The organism is Methanoregula sp. PtaB.Bin085, assembly GCF_002067035.1.
Classification (GTDB): domain Archaea; phylum Halobacteriota; class Methanomicrobia; order Methanomicrobiales; family Methanospirillaceae; genus Methanoregula.
Genome location: NZ_MVQB01000034.1, coordinates 75,906 through 91,313 on the forward strand (window position 1 = coordinate 75,906; position 15,408 = coordinate 91,313).

A 15,408-nucleotide genomic window follows, 5' to 3' on the forward strand; every position below is an offset into this window, starting at 1 on the left:
ACAGTGGTAATTATGCCTCGTGCAGGCGAGGGTCGGTCGATCAGGATCGATCCCGAGGTGTATGAGGCGCTTCTCACGCTCAAGCGCGGGAACATGACATTCTCGGATGTCATCGCACAAATGCTCCACGATGCCTATGGCTGGCCGGATGACACATCAGGTCACCAGTGTGATCTCGGGGATTTTACCGGAACCGATGTCCGGTAAGGCCCCCGGAATGGTATGGTGGAGAATCCTCACACGAAATCAGAAAAACGGGTCAGATTCAATGAAAAAACTGGTCTCCGAGGACATCACGACAGAGCGGCTCAGCTGGCTCATCGAATGTGTCGATGAGATGTTCAGGGATCTGGATGAAAATGAAAATGACACGTACTGAACCTATCTGCAGATACGGCATCTACCCTCACGCCGGAATCAGGTCGTCAATCTGAAGTTGCACGCCACCCCCTATCAAATCCCTCATCTTCTTTTTCAGGTCCTCAGCAAGCCCGGGGATCTTCTCCTTTGTCTTTCTCTGCCATTCCTCGAGCCCGCCCCGTGCCTCCTGCTCCTTTGACAGCATGGTCTCCAGCTGTGCTTTTTCCCGGTCGAGCGAACGGATCCGGACCACCAGCGGATGGGATGCCAGTTTTTCGTCCGCAATCCTGCAGGCTTCCTCATGCAATCCAAGATCCGTACAGCCTGCACAAATATCGGCAATGAACTGTTGCGTATCCGAAAATATCCCGCGCTCCTCCTTGTTCTTCAGTGATATCTCCCCCGCGGCAATCATCCGTTCCGCGATCGGGCAGGCCGCGGAGAGTGCCGATGTAAGGGCTTTCGGATCGGGGACATTATGATCGGAGAGGATCTCCATCGCCTGCCTCAGGATTGAGATATCAGTGGTATGCTTCTGCCTCACGGCAATTTTCTCTGCCTTCCGGAAGACGTGGGATGCCGTCATCGAAAGGGCTGCGCTGGTCCGGGCTGCAGCATCGCGCCGTTTCTCGGACTCCTTCAGTTCGGATTTGAGCGCATCGACCTCAGCTGTGCGTTCGTCAGCGGAATATGTGTGGAGTTCCCTGTCGATTGCTGAAATCCTGTCTGACAACTCCGCGATCCGGGCTCCGATCCGGGCATTTTTCTCATCTGCCTTTCCGAGATCAGTCCTGATATCCAGAAGCGCGGTATGGAGGGCGAGCACAGCATCGATGCGGTCTTTCTCCTGCCGGTAGCGGGTGAGCGATGCCGTGATCCCGTTGATCTCGTGACCGATTTCGCCGATGACTGTCCTGATCGCTTTCATCTCGTCCGGAAAGACAACCTGCAGGTACCTTCCCGGACCTTTCGTATTGTTCAGGCAGCTTTTGAGGCATTCCGCTGCCGCCGGATAGAAGTCATCGATCTCGTCAGGGAGTTCCTTTGCAAGCGATGCATTCATCGCCCTGATGAACTGGGGGAGCGAGTTTCTGGCAATACTTTTCAGTTTCGGGTGGAGATCCGGATCCTGTTCTGCCTCCGTAAGGGTCAGGGTGATCTGCTGCAGTTTTTGGACAGCGCCCCGGATCTTCTTTCCGGGTTCAGCCGTTTCGGCAAGGAGCGCTGAACGTGCGGTATTCCCTCGTTCCTCGAGCCATGACGGGAGAGCGCTGAAGCTGATGGTGAAGGATTCCGGTTCTTTTTTTCCAAGCAGCCTGTTGAGGAAACTACCCATGCTGTCCTCTTTTCTGAAGCACGCAGTTGTGGTGGATCATGGTAATTGTTGTTCAGTCATCCCTTGCGATCGTGCGCAGGCGCCGGGTCCCGTCGATCTCCCGGATGACCTGGACTACGGCCGGGGGAACGAGCGATTTCCACGGCTCCCCGTTCATCATGCGCCGGCGTATTTCCGTTCCGCTCAGGGTCTCGCGTTCGTACATGGCAGGAGACTGGACCTTTATCCCGGCCTCCCCGAACAGGCGGACAACGAGCGGGTTTGACGAGTAGCAGATATCAAAGGGAGGGGTCATGGACCGGACATGGGCCACCCAGAGGGCGTTGCGCTGGATATCCTCGATCGGGATCACGTAGAACGGGCAGCCGAGGGATTCGAGCGAACGGGTGATCATCAGGACACGTTCCCCCGCCGTGAACGGGTTATCGACATGGTGTGAGAGCTGAGCGCTGCCGACACCGATGATGATCTCGTCCACTTTTTTTGCAATATGTTCCAGCACCGACTGGTGCCCGTTATGGTACGGCTGGAACCTCCCGATATAAAATCCGCGTTTCATCGTCCTGCTCCCATCCGTGCGATCCGCGCTGCAAACGCCCCGGCCGTGAACCCGGCATCGATGTTGACCACGGAGAGGACCGAGCAGGACTGGAGCATGCTTGCCAGGGCTGCGCGTCCTTCTCCCATGTACCCGTAGCCGACACTGACCGGAACGCCGATGACCGGTTTGTCGACAAGCCCCGCCACAACGGACGGCAGCGTTCCCTCACGGCCGGCGCAGACAACAAAAACATGGGCGCTGAGGAGGGGCTTGAGCGCGGGAAAGAGGCGGTGGATGCCGGCAGCGCCGACATCGTACGCGGTCCTGACCTCGCAGCCCATCTCTTCAGCGATCACCCTCGCCTCTTCGGCAACCCGGATATCCGACGTCCCCGCGGTGACCACCGCGACAATCCCGCCATCCTTTGCCGGTGCCGGGCCGGTCGAGAGGACGAGGATACGCCCGGCTTCGTGGTACTCGGAGGCGATCTTCTGTTTCTTTGCCGCTGCAAGGATCGGGACGATCTGTTCACGGGTGACGCGGGTGATGACACAGCGCCCGGCATCTTTCGCATACCGGATGGCGATCTTCGAGAGATGCGCCGGGTCCTTGCCCTCGGCAAGTACGACCTCCGGCATGCCGCACCGGACATCCCGGCCCAGGTCGATCCGCGCGAAGTCCCCGATCTGGTCGAGGCGCAGTCCTTCGAGGGCTTCCGCTGCCTCTCTGATACTCACCTCGCCTTTCTTATATCGCGTGAGCAGGTCGTGCAGCGCCCTGTTTGCCGGCATGGTTGTAATAATACAGATATGGACCGGCGTATAATAAGTTAGTTCATTGGAATGACCTATCTCGTCTATGTCGCCGTGTTCGGCGCTGCCGTTGTCCTCTTTCTCTGGCTGCGCGATGCGCGGATCTTCTTCCGGACCGGCCTTCCCGGGTACCGGAAAGCCGCGTATCACGGTGTCCTGTACGGCGCGCTTGCGTCACTCGGGATGATGATCACGCTGACCACGCCGGCATTCGAGATCCTCGGTCTCGGCCTGATTCTTGCCGCCCTGTACCTGCAGGGAAGGATCATTCGCGAGAAGGTGTGGAACAATGAAGACACCCTTGACCGGTTCCTGGGACGCGTCCCGCTCCACCGGGCGAATAAGAAATAACAGACAACGTCCAACGTTAAGACAGGGATTTTCACCATGCTCCAGAAACCACGGGGAACGCGGGACTTTTTACCGGATGAGATGGAAGCGCGGCGCTCGGTCGAATGGCGGATGCGCGAGGTAGGACGGCGGTGGGGGTACCGGGAAGTATGCACCCCGGAGTTCGAGGACCTTGAGCTCTTCACCATGCGGTCCGGAGAAGGGATTATCGGCGAGATGTACGTCTTCGAGGACAAGGGGGGTCGGAAACTGGCGCTCCGCCCCGAGATCACGGCCGCAGTGATCCGGATGTATATTAACGAGGCAAAAGTTGCGCCCAAGCCGCTCCGGTGGTGTTACTTTGCGGACTGCTTCCGGTACGAACGGCCCCAGAAAGGGCGGTACCGCCAGTTCTGGCAGTTCGGCGTGGAGCTGATCGGCGCGGATTCCGCGATGGCAGATGCGGAGATAATTATGGTCGCCTCTGAAATGCTGACCACAGCAGGTGTCAGGTTTGACCTGAAGGTCGGCCACCTTGCGCTGATGCGGAACCTGATTGCGGATCTCGAACCTGCTGACCAGCGGAAAGTCCGCGCACATCTGGACAAGCGGGAGTTCGACAGTCTCAGGGAGACGCTGGCGGCAATGGGAAAACCGGATCTCGCGCAATCCCTCATTTCCCTTGTAGAGTGCCGAACGCTGAAGGAAGCACTTACAATCACCGGTGATTTGCCCGAGAGTAAACGGATAGAACAGACCCTCGCGGCGCTGGATGCGTATGGTGTGCAATATTCGCTCAACTTCGGCATTGCCCGGGGGCTTGATTACTATACCGGCATTGTCTTCGAGGCCTTTGCGGACAACCTCGGCGCAGAGAACCAGATCCTTGGCGGCGGGACGTACCGGCTCGCGCACCTGTTCGGCGGCGATGACGTTGCCTCCTGCGGGTTTGCCATCGGGTTCGACCGTGTGATGGTCTCCCTTGGCGAATCCTCACGGCCGCGGCAGGAAACCATCGTGGGCATTGTCTGCACGGATGAGGGACGGGCCCGTGCGCTGGAAGTCTCCCGCGCCTTCCGCTCGGCCGGCATCCGGGCCGAGATGGATCTCATGGAGCGGGGACTCGGGGCCCAGCTTGCCCACGCCTCCAAAACCGCGGATTTTGCGGTGGTCATAGGCAAACGTGAAACGGAGTCCGGGGAAGTTACGCTGAAGAACCTGAAGACCGGGGAGCAGAAATCCCTGGATCTGGCTGCTGCCATCGCCGAGGTGGGCGCCCATGGTGCTCGCTGAGGAGCTGGCAAAGCAGCAGCGCAGCATTAGTGTCGCTGAATTTTTCGAGAAGAACAAGCACCTCCTCGGTTTCGATTCCCCGACCCGTGGTGTCATCACCACCATCAAGGAGGCGGTCGACAACTCGCTCGATGCCTGCGAGGAAGCGCAGGTGCTGCCGGACATTTTCATCAGCATCAGGAAGGTCTCGAACGAGGTCTTCCGGATCATCGTCGAGGACAATGGCCCGGGGATCGTCCCGAAACAGGTACCCTATGTTTTCGGGAAACTCCTGTACGGCTCCCGGTTCCACCAGATACGCCAGACCCGCGGCCAGCAGGGTATCGGGATCTCGGCGGCAGTGCTCTATGCCCAGCTGACGAGCGGTGTTCCGACTATCGTCATCTCCCGGACCGGTGCAAAGGAATCCGCCCATAAGTTCGAGATCCAGATTAAGATCGAAACCAACGAGCCGGATATCGTCTCCGAGGGTCCGATCGACTGGGACCGGATCCACGGCACGAGAGTGCAGATCGAGTTCAAGAGCACGATGACGGCCAAGAAGAAGCTGCTGGAGTACCTCCGGTACACCTCGGTCGTCAACCCCCATGCCCGGTTCCGGGTGGAGCTGGACGATGAGGCGTTTACGTTCGAGCGGGTGAGCCAGGAAGTTATCACCTGCCCGGTGGCGATCCAGCCGCACCCGCACGGGATCGAGTTCGGCCAGCTGAAACGGATGGCCGCGGCAAGCGAGATGAAACTCCTTGATTTCCTGGTAGAATCCTTCAGCCGCGTTGGCAGGAAGAGCGCGCAGGAGATGTGCGACCGGGCCGGGATGAAAGGCACGCTGAAAGTCAAAGGGCTGTCAACGGAAGACCTGAAAAAACTCCTTGCCGCCATGCAGGATGTTGCAGTGCCGGCCCCGCCGGCAACGCAGTGTCTTTCCCCTATCGGAGAGGAACTGATCCGGCGCGGCCTTGAAAAGGAGTTCCAGATGGATTTTGTTGCCGCCCGCACCCGGCCGAGTTCGGTCTTTTCCGGGCACTCCTTCATGGTCGAGGCCGCGATCGGGTATGGCGGAAAGCTGCCGCCCGAAGGAAATGCGATCCTCCTGCGGTTTGCCAACCGGGTCCCGCTGATGTACCAGCAGGGGGCATGCGCTATCACGGAGTGCGTGACCGGCATCAACTGGAAGCTGTACAATATCCCGTCGCAGGGGGGCTTCCCGACCGGGCCTGTGCTCATCCTGGTCCATGTCGCATCGACGAATGTCCCGTTCACAAGCGAGAGCAAGGATGCGATCGCCGGCATCCCGGAGATCGGGAAGGAGATCACCCTTGCCCTGCAGGAACTTGGCCGTGAGCTCAAGAACTTCGTCTCGCGCCGGGACAAGAACAAGCTGGCCGAGGACCGGGCGCGGGCCGTCTGCGCCATCATCCCCGAGATCGCGGAAAAGGTGAGCGAGATCGTGGAGAAACCGCTCGTGGACACGGCCCCGATCGAGGGGAAGCTGATGCGGAAGATGATCGCCAAGAAGGCAACCCGTGACGGGAAGGTGACGATCGAGCTGAACAATTACACCGCGCAGGACGCGGAGGTCCAGGTGTACGAGATCTCGCACGACAATGCGGCGGACGCGGTGCCGAAGGCGGACTTTATCAGCGAGATGGACGGCCAGTTCACCAAGGTATGGAAAGCAACGATCCCGTCAAAGGAGGTCTGGAGGGTCACATTCTCGGGAAAAGGCGGGGGCATTCTCGATATCCGCGGTATAGACGATGCAAAGAAGATGGTGGTGGATCTCGATGTCTAGGCAGGAACTTGAAAAGAAGTCGATGGCAGCGCTGCTCCGTATAGCCAGCGCGTGGTACGACCAGATGAAATCCGGGGAGATCCCGTCCATCGCCCTTCCCTCGCGGACAAAATATAATATCGAGTACGATGATTCGAGCGAGGTCTGGAAGTACGGCGACAAGGAGAGCATGCGGACGGCCGCGTCGGCCAAAAGCGCAACGCACCTCCTGAAGATGGCGTACGTCATCGGGTTCATCAAGCAGCAGCTGAAGGAGAACCGTTCATCGACACTGAGAGAGATGTATTACATCTCGGAAGGCTGGAAGCGTGCGAAGTTCGGTGCACAGGACGAGAGCAACTTTTTAGTCGAGGATCTCGAGATCCTCTCGGACGTTCCCCGCGAAGGGTTCCACCTCCACCCCGAGGAGAACGGGGCGTCCATCTACGGGCCGATGCGGATCCGCGAAGAGACCCGGCGCGGGATGAAGACCATCCACTGCCAGGACGATGTCGGGCAGGCGGGATATACGATCCCGAACAATGTCGAGAACATCGAGTTCGTGGACCATGACGCAAAATTTGTTATCGCGATCGAGACCGGCGGTATGTATGACCGTCTTATCGAGAACGGGTTTGACGAGGAGCACAACGCGATCCTCGTCCACCTCAAGGGACAGCCCGCACGATCGACACGGCGAATGCTGAACCGGATCAGCAGTACGTGGAACCTGCCGATCCTGGTCTTCACCGATGGCGACCCGTGGTCGTACCGGATCTACGGCTCTGTTGCGTATGGTGCCATCAAGAGCGCCCACATGTCCGAGATCCTGGCAACCCCGAAGGCCCAGTTCCTCGGCCTGCAGCCAAGCGATATCCGCGACTACAACCTGCCGTCCGACAAACTGACCGAGAAGGACCAGGAAGCGCTCCGGGCAGAGCTTACGGATCCCCGTTTCGCGACCGATTACTGGAAGAAACAGATCAACCTGCAGATCGAGATGAACCTGAAATCAGAACAGCAGGCATTTGCCGCGCGGGGGCTTGACTTCGTGACGAAGAAATACCTGCCGGCCCGGCTCTCCGAGATGGGGATCATTTAATCCCCGGCTCTCAGCCGTTTGTCTTTACACCGGCCGCTTCCAGCATATCCCGGAGGGTCTGTTTCAGGGGAAACTCCGGTCTCCAGCCGGTCAGCGAGGTAATCCGTGTATTGTCGCTCTTCTGTGACGGGATTGGGGGCACGGCAATCTTTTCAGGAAGATGTATGGTCAGTTGCCGCTGCGTGATTTCTTCCAGCATCGTTATGATCGATGAAACGGGATATGCATTCCCGGATCCGAGGTTGAAGGCCTTCCCGCTGCACTGCTCCGCGAAGTCCGGGCGCGATGCCAGAACCCAGCAGCCCCGGACAACATCGCGGACATCGATGAGGTCCCGTGATGAAGAGGTCTCCCACAGGTCGAGCACTGGCTGTTTCTTCCCTGCAGCGGCAAGCTGGTGTACCAGTTTCCCGCATATGAACGATTCCGGCTGTCCGGGCCCGGCAAGATTGAACGGCCGGGCCAGGGAAACAGCTGTCCCCTCCCGTTTGTAGTGCATCAGGGCTTGTGCCTCCTGCGCCACCTTGCTGATCCCGTATTCACTCAGTGGCTGCAGGGGTGCTGATTCTGCGATCGGTGCTTCGCCTGCATATCCGTAGACCGCGGATGAACTGACAACAAGGAACCTGCAGTCAGGATTGGCAGCAGTACCGGCATCGAGAATATTTTTTGTGCCGATGACATTTGCCCGGAGCAGTTCCCCATAATCCCCTCGTGTCATGCCGCCGAGATGGATGACCGTATCGGGGCAGACATCCCGTACCGCTGCAGCCAGTTTCTCACGATCGAGCAGGTCGGCAACTATGCAGGGCGTGTCACGGAGAAGATTTTTTTGGGAGGATTTCCGGATCAGCCCGGATACCTCTACACCGTTCTGGTTGCGCAGGTACTTCACGAGATAAGCACCCGTAAATCCTGCAGCCCCGGTCACCAGCACTCTCATGGGAGGAATCGGTCCTTGTACTTCTCGAACTCTTCAATCGAGCGTGCGTAATCATCCGGTCTTCCGATATCCAGCCAGTAACCGGTATGGGGATAACTGTACACGGCTTCCTTTTTTTCAGTCAGGGCATACATCAGCTGGTCGAACCCGAAGGGTCTGCCTTCCGGCACAAAGTCCAGGATCTTTTTCGAGAAGACATAGACCCCCATGCTGACATCGAAATGGAAGGTGGGCTTTTCCTTAAATGCCGTGATCTTCCGCTGTGCGTCCTTCTCGAGGACACCGAAATCGATGTTGACATCCCGCTGGTAGGTTGCAACGGTGGCGATAGCCTTATTCTTCTTATGGCTGGCAATCAGTTCCCGGTAATTGATGTCGGTCAGGATATCCCCGTTCATGACCAGAAACGTATCGTCGAGATTGTCGATCAGCCGGAGCGGGCCGATGGTGCCGAGCGGGCTGTCCTCGTGGACGTACGCTATCTCGAGCCCGAGCGACCTGTTGCTGTCCAGGTATGCGTGGATCAGCTCGTGCAGGTAACCGGTGCTGATCGTCACCCTAGAAAACCCGCAGTGTTTCAGCTGCCGCAGGATAACTTCGAGGATCGGATAATCGCCTATGGGCATCAGGGGTTTGGGGAGCACTGTGGTATAGGGCATAAGCCGGCGCCCTTTTCCCCCCGCAAGAATGATGGCCTGCATGGTTCCCTCCTAAACGGTATATACCCCGGTTTTGTATGAGGCAAGGTGTTCTTTCATCCACCCGATGGTGAGGTCAAGGCCCTTCTCGAGCGTGTATGCCGGCTTCCATCCTGCAAGTTCCGCCGCAAGCCTGTTGTCGCAGAGGAGCTCCATGACCTCGCTTTTGTCAGGCCGGATGCGTTTCTCTTCGCATATGACCTTCGCCTTCGGGTTGGTTTTGCCGATGATGATATCCGCGAGTTCCCCGATGGTCACACCCCGTCCCGAACCGGTGTTGATTGTCCTACCCACGGTCTTTTTGCTTTCGGCAAGCCTGATAAAACCCGCAACGGTATCTGCAACATAGGTCAGGTCGCGGACCGGTGTCAGCGAACCAAGCCTGACCGTGTCTGAAGTGAGGGCCTGGGTAATGATCGTGGGGATAACTGCACGGGTGGACTGGCGGGGACCGAACGTGTTGAACGGTCGTATTGTGGTTACAGGCAGGCCGAATGAACAGTAAAATGATTCTGCTATCTTGTCGGCGCCGATCTTGCTCGCGGAGTATGGCGACTGTCCCTGGAGCGGGTGTTGCTCATCGATCGGGGTATACTGCGCTGTCCCATAGGTCTCGCTCGTGGATGTATGGACAATACGGCTGACATCTTCATCGAGACATGCCTGCATGACGTTCAGCGTTCCTTTGATATTGGTATTGACGTACGACTCCGGTGCAACATACGAGTAAGGAATACCAATCAGTGCGGCGAGATGGAACACGACTTCTTTTCCGGCAACCGCTTTTCTCACAAACAACGCATCGGTGACGTCCCCGGCAATGACCTTCAGGTGCGGTGTCGCATCCGTATACCGTCCTTCCAGCATTCCCCAGTCGTTCCGGGCATTGTAATGCACGAAGGCTGTCACGTCCGCCCCTTTTTTCAGCAGTTCGTCAACGAGATGGCTGCCGATAAATCCCCCGGCACCCGTGACAAGTACCGGCCTGTCCTGCCATTTCATGGTCTGTCCTGTCTATATGTTTCCACGAGCGCCAGATAATCTTTCTCTGCCTGTGCCATCAGGGTGTCCCATTGCCCGTTCCGTACGATGACACCCTTCGCAGCATCGCCGAGCCGTTTACGGAGAATCGGATCCTGCACAAGGGAAAGAATTGCATCCGCAACCTGCTCCGGAGAACCCGGCATGACAAGGAGACCGGTAACGCCATTTTCTATCCATTCCGGAATTCCCCCGACAGATGTGGCGATACAGGGCAGGCCGCTTGCCATGGCCTCGAGAACCGAGACCGGTGTTCCGTCGGAGACCGAGGTCGTGATGAAGATATCTGCCTCACGGTAATCCCTTGGGACTTCGGAATATCCGGTCCTTTTCCTGAACGTAACGCATGGATCGAGTCCAAGGTCAGTCACCAGTCTGCGTACCTCGTCTTCCTGCGGGCCGTCGCCCTTGAGCGTCAGGCGGAGTGCCGGGTTCTTCTGATATGCGAGGGCAAATCCGCGCACGAGTGTCATGTTGTCATACACGGGATAGAAACCCCGGTTCGAGAAAACCCTGATCGTCTCCTGCTCTTCAGGAGCGGGATCTGTTTTTGGCCTGAACAGGTTCGTATCAATACCGAACGGGAGATACCTCACCTTTGATTCGGGAATGGAAAAATCGCTGATGACATGGTCGCGGATGTTTTGGGAAACCGCGTAGACAAGGTCCACCGTATTCAGGACTTTTTTCGTGTACCATGAAATCAGTCGGCTCTTCCTTGGGAGGATCAGGATATCATCCCCCCATGCAGATACGATTGCCGGCCTGAAATTCAGGCCGGGAATATGGAAGCCATACTTTGCGATGAAATGCGCATGGATGATATCGGGTCTGATGGTCTTTACCAGTTTTTGTATCGCGAGCTGCCTGGGGATGAAGGCAAGATACAGATTTTTCCAGAAGGATTCAAGGACATGTTCAGTAACGCCGGGCAGTGTTCGGTTTATGGGATCGTAGGTGATCAGGTGGACCTCGTGCCCCCTGCCGGCAAAATATTCAGCCCACCGCAGGGTATGGATGCTGCGGCCGTCGGCAATGAGGACGATCCTCATATGAATCCATCCGAACACACCATACTGTTCTCCATTTGATGCCTCACAATCCCGTCACTGTTTCCGGAATATGTTCCCTGCCAGTTTAATAAAGCCCCCGGCAAGGAACGGGATGGATATACAGGGTTTTGTGATGATGATACGCAAATACCTGCCCCACGGCATGCTGCGTGTATGTGCCCATAATCCGGAAAAATTGCCATTTCTTGCATAGTTCAGGGAGATGAAGACCTGGTCTTCGAGTCTCCTGAGTTCGTACTTCGCAAGAGTATCAGCGGAGAGGAGATCGCACGTTCTGTTCTCCGCGATATGGAAGTCCATCACCCGGAAAAAATCCCTGGCCTGTGTCGTTGTTTTAAGGGAATGTGACCACTGGGTCGTACTCATGCGATACTTCAGCAGGTTCTTGTCGATTATGACAATCCGGCCGGTCTTTGCCACTCTCAGCCACATATCGAGATCCGATGCAGAACCGAACTGTTCATACCGGAACGGTGCCAGCGTTTTGTATATCCCGCTTCGGACCATTGCACTGGGGCAGAGCAGGAAATTGTCATATTCAAGCACCACCGGCAGGATATCCCGGTACGTATACGGGGTATTGCCGGCAATTCCGGGAGGTAACCTGAAAGAACCGATAAGAGAATCCTGTTCGTCGATCATGTCCCCGTTTGTAAAGACACCGTTCACATCGGGGAACTGAGAAAAAACTGCAACCTGTCGTGCGATCATATCGGGAGCGTACATGTCATCCGCGTGAAAAAGGGCAATAAATTCTCCACGGGCATGTTCAAAGCAGGTGTTCCAGTTGAATTCCGCACAGGTGAAATGCACCGGGTTTTCAACAATCCGGATCCGTGGATCGTGGAATGCCCGGACGCGTGTCAGTGTCCCGTCCGATGACAGGTTATCGACGATGATAATCTCGAGATTTTCCCAGGTCTGGCCTGTCACCGATCGAAGGGTTCTCTCAATGGTTGCTTCCGCATTGTAGACCGGGATACAGATGCTGACGAGCGGATCAGCCTCGAGACGGGATTGCATGTAATTGCCTGCCTGATATTTCCCCTGAAATTTTCATGATCCCGGTAATACAGGTTTTCTGGTACGCAGAAAAGGATACTTGTTGTTTCCCTTCAGTCCCATACCTTCCAGGGCGCCCTTCCGGAAGCCCATTCCTGTTCGAGATAGTTCTTATCGCGGAGGGTATCCATGGCGTACCAGAAGTCGTTGTGTTTATAGGCATTCAGCTGGCCGGACTTCGCAAGCATCTCCAGGGGTTCGCGTTCGAGAACTGTTGTGTCTTCCTTGAGGTATTCGAAGAGTTCCGGTTCGAAAACAAAGAATCCGCCGTTGATGTATCCCCCGTCGCCGAGCGGTTTCTCGTGGAATGAGACAATCCTCGTGTCATTCTCGATCTGGAGGGCGCCGAACCTTCCCGGCGGGCGGATTGCGGTGAGTGTGCCGGTTTTTTTCTGTTTCTTATGGAATTTCAGGAGACGGGAGATATCAACGTTCGATACGCCATCGCCATACGTCAGCATGAACGTCTCGTCATTGAGATAGTTCCGGATGCGCCTGATCCTGCCACCCGTCATGGTCGTGTCACCGGTATCGATGAGCGAGATCTTCCACGGTTCGGAATAACTCTGGTGCGTCTCGATCTCATTCTTCCTGATATCGATGGTCACATCCGACATGTGGAGAAAATAATTGGCAAAATACTCCTTGATCATGTAGCCTTTATAGCCGAGGCAGATGACGAATTCGTTGAATCCGTAATGCGAGTATATCTTCATGATATGCCACAGGATGGGTTTCCCCCCGATCTCCACCATCGGTTTGGGCCGGATCGTGGTTTCTTCGCTCAGGCGAGTGCCAAGACCTCCCGCGAGAATTACGACTTTCATGGTTTTTGTCCTGTTCTTATGAATAAAAAATTCAATTGATGCTTTAAATTGTTATCTCTCTTTGCGAGGGAGGTTTTCTGTCGTATTCCCTTGCGGGATGTATCATTGCCGGCTGGTGGATGGGCGTCATCCTCAAACGCAATCCGCCTCAGGTATGATGGGATATCTGCATTCAAATCGCATCAGAGCCATCGCGGCCAGGACAATCCGAAATTGGTACATACGTCCCTGATTTCGTTGTGTATATCCCGATCCAGTTTCAGCAACACCATCACATAGATACCTGCACCGGTGGCGACGCTGATGAGCACCGCTGCCATATCTGGCGATGGGAGGAAGAACCGGAAAACCAGCAGAAAAATTCCCATGATTCCGGCAGCACAGAGAATATTCCGCACGGGACCGTACTCGATCTTCACGGACACCAGTTTTGAGAGGAGGATATACGCACCTGCTGCATTCACCGCTATTGCCAGGAGCGTTGCAACGGCGGCGCCGGTAATTCCCATGATCGGGATAAAGACAATGTTGAGGATAATATTGACGACTGCTGAAATCGCCGTTACCTGGAACGCTTCCTTCGGGTGGTCAAGCGCGTTCAGGCTCATGGTTCCGAGAAACATGAAGATATTGACTACCTGAACCAGCAGGAGGAAGACAAGCGGGGTGACACCCCCGGTAAAGGACGCGCCGTATATGTAATACAGAAGATAGTATCCCAGAACCCATCCCCCTATGCAGGCCGGGACCGCAAGGAACAGGGAATAGGTGCAGGCCCTTGCGAGCGCTTTTTCGATGTCGGGGAACTTTCCCTGGGCTGCCCAGCTGCTGATACGGGGGAAGAGCACAGTCTGGAATGCCAGCGTAGTGAATGAACCAACTGTGGCAAGCTGGAGCGCAGTCCGGTATATCCCGACATCGGCGTTTGTCATGAAAAAGCCGATGAGGATGGTGTCGGTATAACTGAAGATCAGGGACCCGCCCGAAGTGAGAAAGATCCAGAACGAGAATCCGGAAAGGTTTCTGATATGGGACATCCCGAACCTGACCAGCCTGAGCTGCAGATACCAGACCTGGACGATTCCTCCGGCAATCATTCCCGCGACAAAACCTCCCGCCAGCCCAGCAGCACTGTACCCGATATACACGAATGCAAGCTGGAACAGGACGCGGACGATATATTCAACGATAAGGCTTGCCTGGTGGACGCCGATTTTTCCCTGGCCGTAGACACCGGAAGCGGTGCAGTTATGGAAAACCGCGATAACCAGCGCAACCATCAGCCACAGAAAAACTCCTGAAGACGTGACTTCAGTCAGGTACGGCTCAAGGAACAGAAGAACTGTGATGGATACGGTAAGGAGAAAAATTCTGATAACAACAAATGCAGAAAAATATTCGTCCTGTTCCTTTCCCTCGGAGATCCGCTTGACCGCAGCCCCGCCGAACCCGCCGTCCCCAAGAAGGTTGAGGACGGCATAGTATGCAAGAAAAAGGGAATAAATGCCAAGAGGGGCAGGACCCAGCACCCTTGCAAACCAGATGGTGGAAACAAAGCCGATTAGGGTTGTTGCAATGATTGACCCGAAAACGATCAGGCTCTGCCGCTGGACCTGCCCGATATTCATGATGCGGGATATGAAAAGGGAGAGGGATTGCACATACTGAAATTGGCGAGAACAGGATTAATCGTTTGCCGTAGACCTTCTGAAATTACAGACTCTTACACTACATTCATATTTTTAAAATACGGGTTATCTTCTGCCAGAAAAACGGATGTCCACAGAAGAGACGGAATCCCATTCCCGAAGATAAGCCTCAGCCGAGCACCGAGACATGATGTTCGATTCTACAATTTTTTCAACTTTTGTAAAATTTTTCTGGAAATAATCTGTTACTGAGTAGTTATTCGCTATCCCTCTTTAAAAATCCGTTCATTTCCTCCATGTACTCAAAATCCCCGCGCATATTTTCGTCGATAAAAGTATCAATTTTAGGGGTTACGCTCAAAGGGGCCCCAGGCCCCTCGCCGCGTGGGCTTCCCGAGAGATGTACATAATAGGCAAGCCGGTCGCGGAGCGGTGCGAGCACGGCGAAGTCGTGCGAAGCGTGCGACGCGGGCGGCGATCTTCCGCTGCTCGGTCGGTATGCAGACGCTCGGTCATGTTCACTCGTCCTCGCTGATGCTCCGGCTCGCTTCACATCACCTCGCTGTTTCT

Annotated in this window: 15 protein-coding genes; 5 read left to right on the plus strand and 10 right to left on the minus strand. The window is 55.9% G+C overall.

Annotated features, from left to right (window positions below; all coding sequences use genetic code 11):
• The first annotated feature begins 12 nt into the window (after positions 1–12).
• Positions 13–207: an antitoxin VapB family protein gene (locus A4E33_RS08075; protein ID WP_292347189.1), complete on the plus strand. Its 195-nt coding sequence runs from the start codon at positions 13–15 to the stop codon at positions 205–207.
• A gap of 199 nt (positions 208–406) precedes the next feature.
• Here A4E33_RS08075 and A4E33_RS08080 read toward each other — a convergent pair whose 3' ends face one another.
• The 3 genes from A4E33_RS08080 to larB are packed head-to-tail and all read right to left on the minus strand — an operon-like array spanning position 407 to position 3,028.
• A complete protein-coding gene (locus A4E33_RS08080) occupies positions 407–1,696 on the minus strand; it encodes a hypothetical protein (RefSeq protein ID WP_292347190.1) in 1,290 nt (429 codons plus the stop codon).
• Positions 1,697–1,748: 52 nt separating this feature from the next.
• Positions 1,749–2,255, minus strand: a complete 507-nt coding sequence (locus tag A4E33_RS08085; RefSeq protein WP_292347191.1) for a nicotinamide-nucleotide adenylyltransferase — start codon at positions 2,253–2,255, stop codon at positions 1,749–1,751.
• A complete protein-coding gene (gene larB / locus A4E33_RS08090) occupies positions 2,252–3,028 on the minus strand; it encodes a nickel pincer cofactor biosynthesis protein LarB (RefSeq protein WP_292347192.1) in 777 nt (258 codons plus the stop codon). Before larB ends, A4E33_RS08085 begins: the two co-directional genes overlap by 4 nt.
• Positions 3,029–3,079: 51 nt before the next feature.
• Between larB and A4E33_RS08095 the strand changes: the two genes are divergently transcribed.
• The 4 genes from A4E33_RS08095 to A4E33_RS08110 are packed head-to-tail and all read left to right on the plus strand — an operon-like array spanning position 3,080 to position 7,545.
• Entirely contained in the window at positions 3,080–3,400 is a 321-nt protein-coding gene (locus A4E33_RS08095) for an ABC transporter permease (RefSeq protein WP_292347193.1), read from the plus strand.
• 36 nt (positions 3,401–3,436) lie between these two features.
• Positions 3,437–4,672: a histidine--tRNA ligase gene (hisS, locus tag A4E33_RS08100; protein WP_292347194.1), complete on the plus strand. Its 1,236-nt coding sequence runs from the start codon at positions 3,437–3,439 to the stop codon at positions 4,670–4,672.
• Entirely contained in the window at positions 4,659–6,464 is a 1,806-nt protein-coding gene (locus A4E33_RS08105; RefSeq protein WP_292347195.1) for a DNA topoisomerase VI subunit B, read from the plus strand. The genes hisS and A4E33_RS08105 overlap by 14 nt, the downstream gene beginning before the upstream one ends.
• Positions 6,457–7,545 carry a DNA topoisomerase IV subunit A gene (locus A4E33_RS08110; protein ID WP_292347196.1) on the plus strand — a complete coding sequence of 363 codons (1,089 nt, stop codon included), beginning with the start codon at positions 6,457–6,459 and terminating at the stop codon, positions 7,543–7,545. Before A4E33_RS08105 ends, A4E33_RS08110 begins: the two co-directional genes overlap by 8 nt.
• 10 nt (positions 7,546–7,555) lie before the next feature.
• Here the strand turns inward: A4E33_RS08110 and A4E33_RS08115 are convergent, their stop codons facing one another.
• The 7 genes from A4E33_RS08115 to A4E33_RS08145 form a co-directional block, all read right to left on the minus strand.
• Positions 7,556–8,488 carry an NAD(P)-dependent oxidoreductase gene (locus A4E33_RS08115; RefSeq protein WP_292347197.1) on the minus strand — a complete coding sequence of 311 codons (933 nt, stop codon included), beginning with the start codon at positions 8,486–8,488 and terminating at the stop codon, positions 7,556–7,558.
• On the minus strand, positions 8,485–9,189 hold the full coding sequence (locus A4E33_RS08120; protein WP_292347198.1) for a sugar phosphate nucleotidyltransferase: 705 nt from the start codon (positions 9,187–9,189) through the stop codon (positions 8,485–8,487). The genes A4E33_RS08115 and A4E33_RS08120 overlap by 4 nt, the downstream gene beginning before the upstream one ends.
• Before the next feature lie 9 nt (positions 9,190–9,198).
• On the minus strand, positions 9,199–10,188 hold the full coding sequence (locus A4E33_RS08125; protein ID WP_292347199.1) for an SDR family NAD(P)-dependent oxidoreductase: 990 nt from the start codon (positions 10,186–10,188) through the stop codon (positions 9,199–9,201).
• Positions 10,185–11,279 carry a glycosyltransferase family 4 protein gene (locus A4E33_RS08130; protein ID WP_292347200.1) on the minus strand — a complete coding sequence of 365 codons (1,095 nt, stop codon included), beginning with the start codon at positions 11,277–11,279 and terminating at the stop codon, positions 10,185–10,187. The genes A4E33_RS08125 and A4E33_RS08130 overlap by 4 nt, the downstream gene beginning before the upstream one ends.
• Before the next feature lie 54 nt (positions 11,280–11,333).
• Positions 11,334–12,323, minus strand: coding sequence for a glycosyltransferase (locus A4E33_RS08135; RefSeq protein ID WP_292347201.1), 990 nt, complete (start codon positions 12,321–12,323; stop codon positions 11,334–11,336).
• A gap of 92 nt (positions 12,324–12,415) precedes the next feature.
• Positions 12,416–13,189, minus strand: a complete 774-nt coding sequence (gene rfbF, locus A4E33_RS08140; protein WP_292347202.1) for a glucose-1-phosphate cytidylyltransferase — start codon at positions 13,187–13,189, stop codon at positions 12,416–12,418.
• Positions 13,190–13,371: 182 nt separating this feature from the next.
• Positions 13,372–14,817, minus strand: a complete 1,446-nt coding sequence (locus A4E33_RS08145; protein ID WP_292347203.1) for a flippase — start codon at positions 14,815–14,817, stop codon at positions 13,372–13,374.
• Positions 14,818–15,408 lie beyond the last annotated feature (591 nt).

Coding starts and splice junctions, on each gene's coding strand:
- A4E33_RS08075 (WP_292347189.1), top strand. CDS start 13: ATGCCTCGTGCAGGCGAGGGTCGGTCGATCAGGATCGATCCCGAGGTG.
- A4E33_RS08080 (WP_292347190.1), bottom strand. CDS start 1,696: ATGGGTAGTTTCCTCAACAGGCTGCTTGGAAAAAAAGAACCGGAATCC.
- A4E33_RS08085 (WP_292347191.1), bottom strand. CDS start 2,255: ATGAAACGCGGATTTTATATCGGGAGGTTCCAGCCGTACCATAACGGG.
- larB (WP_292347192.1), bottom strand. CDS start 3,028: ATGCCGGCAAACAGGGCGCTGCACGACCTGCTCACGCGATATAAGAAA.
- A4E33_RS08095 (WP_292347193.1), top strand. CDS start 3,080: ATGACCTATCTCGTCTATGTCGCCGTGTTCGGCGCTGCCGTTGTCCTC.
- hisS (WP_292347194.1), top strand. CDS start 3,437: ATGCTCCAGAAACCACGGGGAACGCGGGACTTTTTACCGGATGAGATG.
- A4E33_RS08105 (WP_292347195.1), top strand. CDS start 4,659: ATGGTGCTCGCTGAGGAGCTGGCAAAGCAGCAGCGCAGCATTAGTGTC.
- A4E33_RS08110 (WP_292347196.1), top strand. CDS start 6,457: ATGTCTAGGCAGGAACTTGAAAAGAAGTCGATGGCAGCGCTGCTCCGT.
- A4E33_RS08115 (WP_292347197.1), bottom strand. CDS start 8,488: ATGAGAGTGCTGGTGACCGGGGCTGCAGGATTTACGGGTGCTTATCTC.
- A4E33_RS08120 (WP_292347198.1), bottom strand. CDS start 9,189: ATGCAGGCCATCATTCTTGCGGGGGGAAAAGGGCGCCGGCTTATGCCC.
- A4E33_RS08125 (WP_292347199.1), bottom strand. CDS start 10,188: ATGAAATGGCAGGACAGGCCGGTACTTGTCACGGGTGCCGGGGGATTT.
- A4E33_RS08130 (WP_292347200.1), bottom strand. CDS start 11,279: ATGAGGATCGTCCTCATTGCCGACGGCCGCAGCATCCATACCCTGCGG.
- A4E33_RS08135 (WP_292347201.1), bottom strand. CDS start 12,323: ATGCAATCCCGTCTCGAGGCTGATCCGCTCGTCAGCATCTGTATCCCG.
- rfbF (WP_292347202.1), bottom strand. CDS start 13,189: ATGAAAGTCGTAATTCTCGCGGGAGGTCTTGGCACTCGCCTGAGCGAA.
- A4E33_RS08145 (WP_292347203.1), bottom strand. CDS start 14,817: ATGAATATCGGGCAGGTCCAGCGGCAGAGCCTGATCGTTTTCGGGTCA.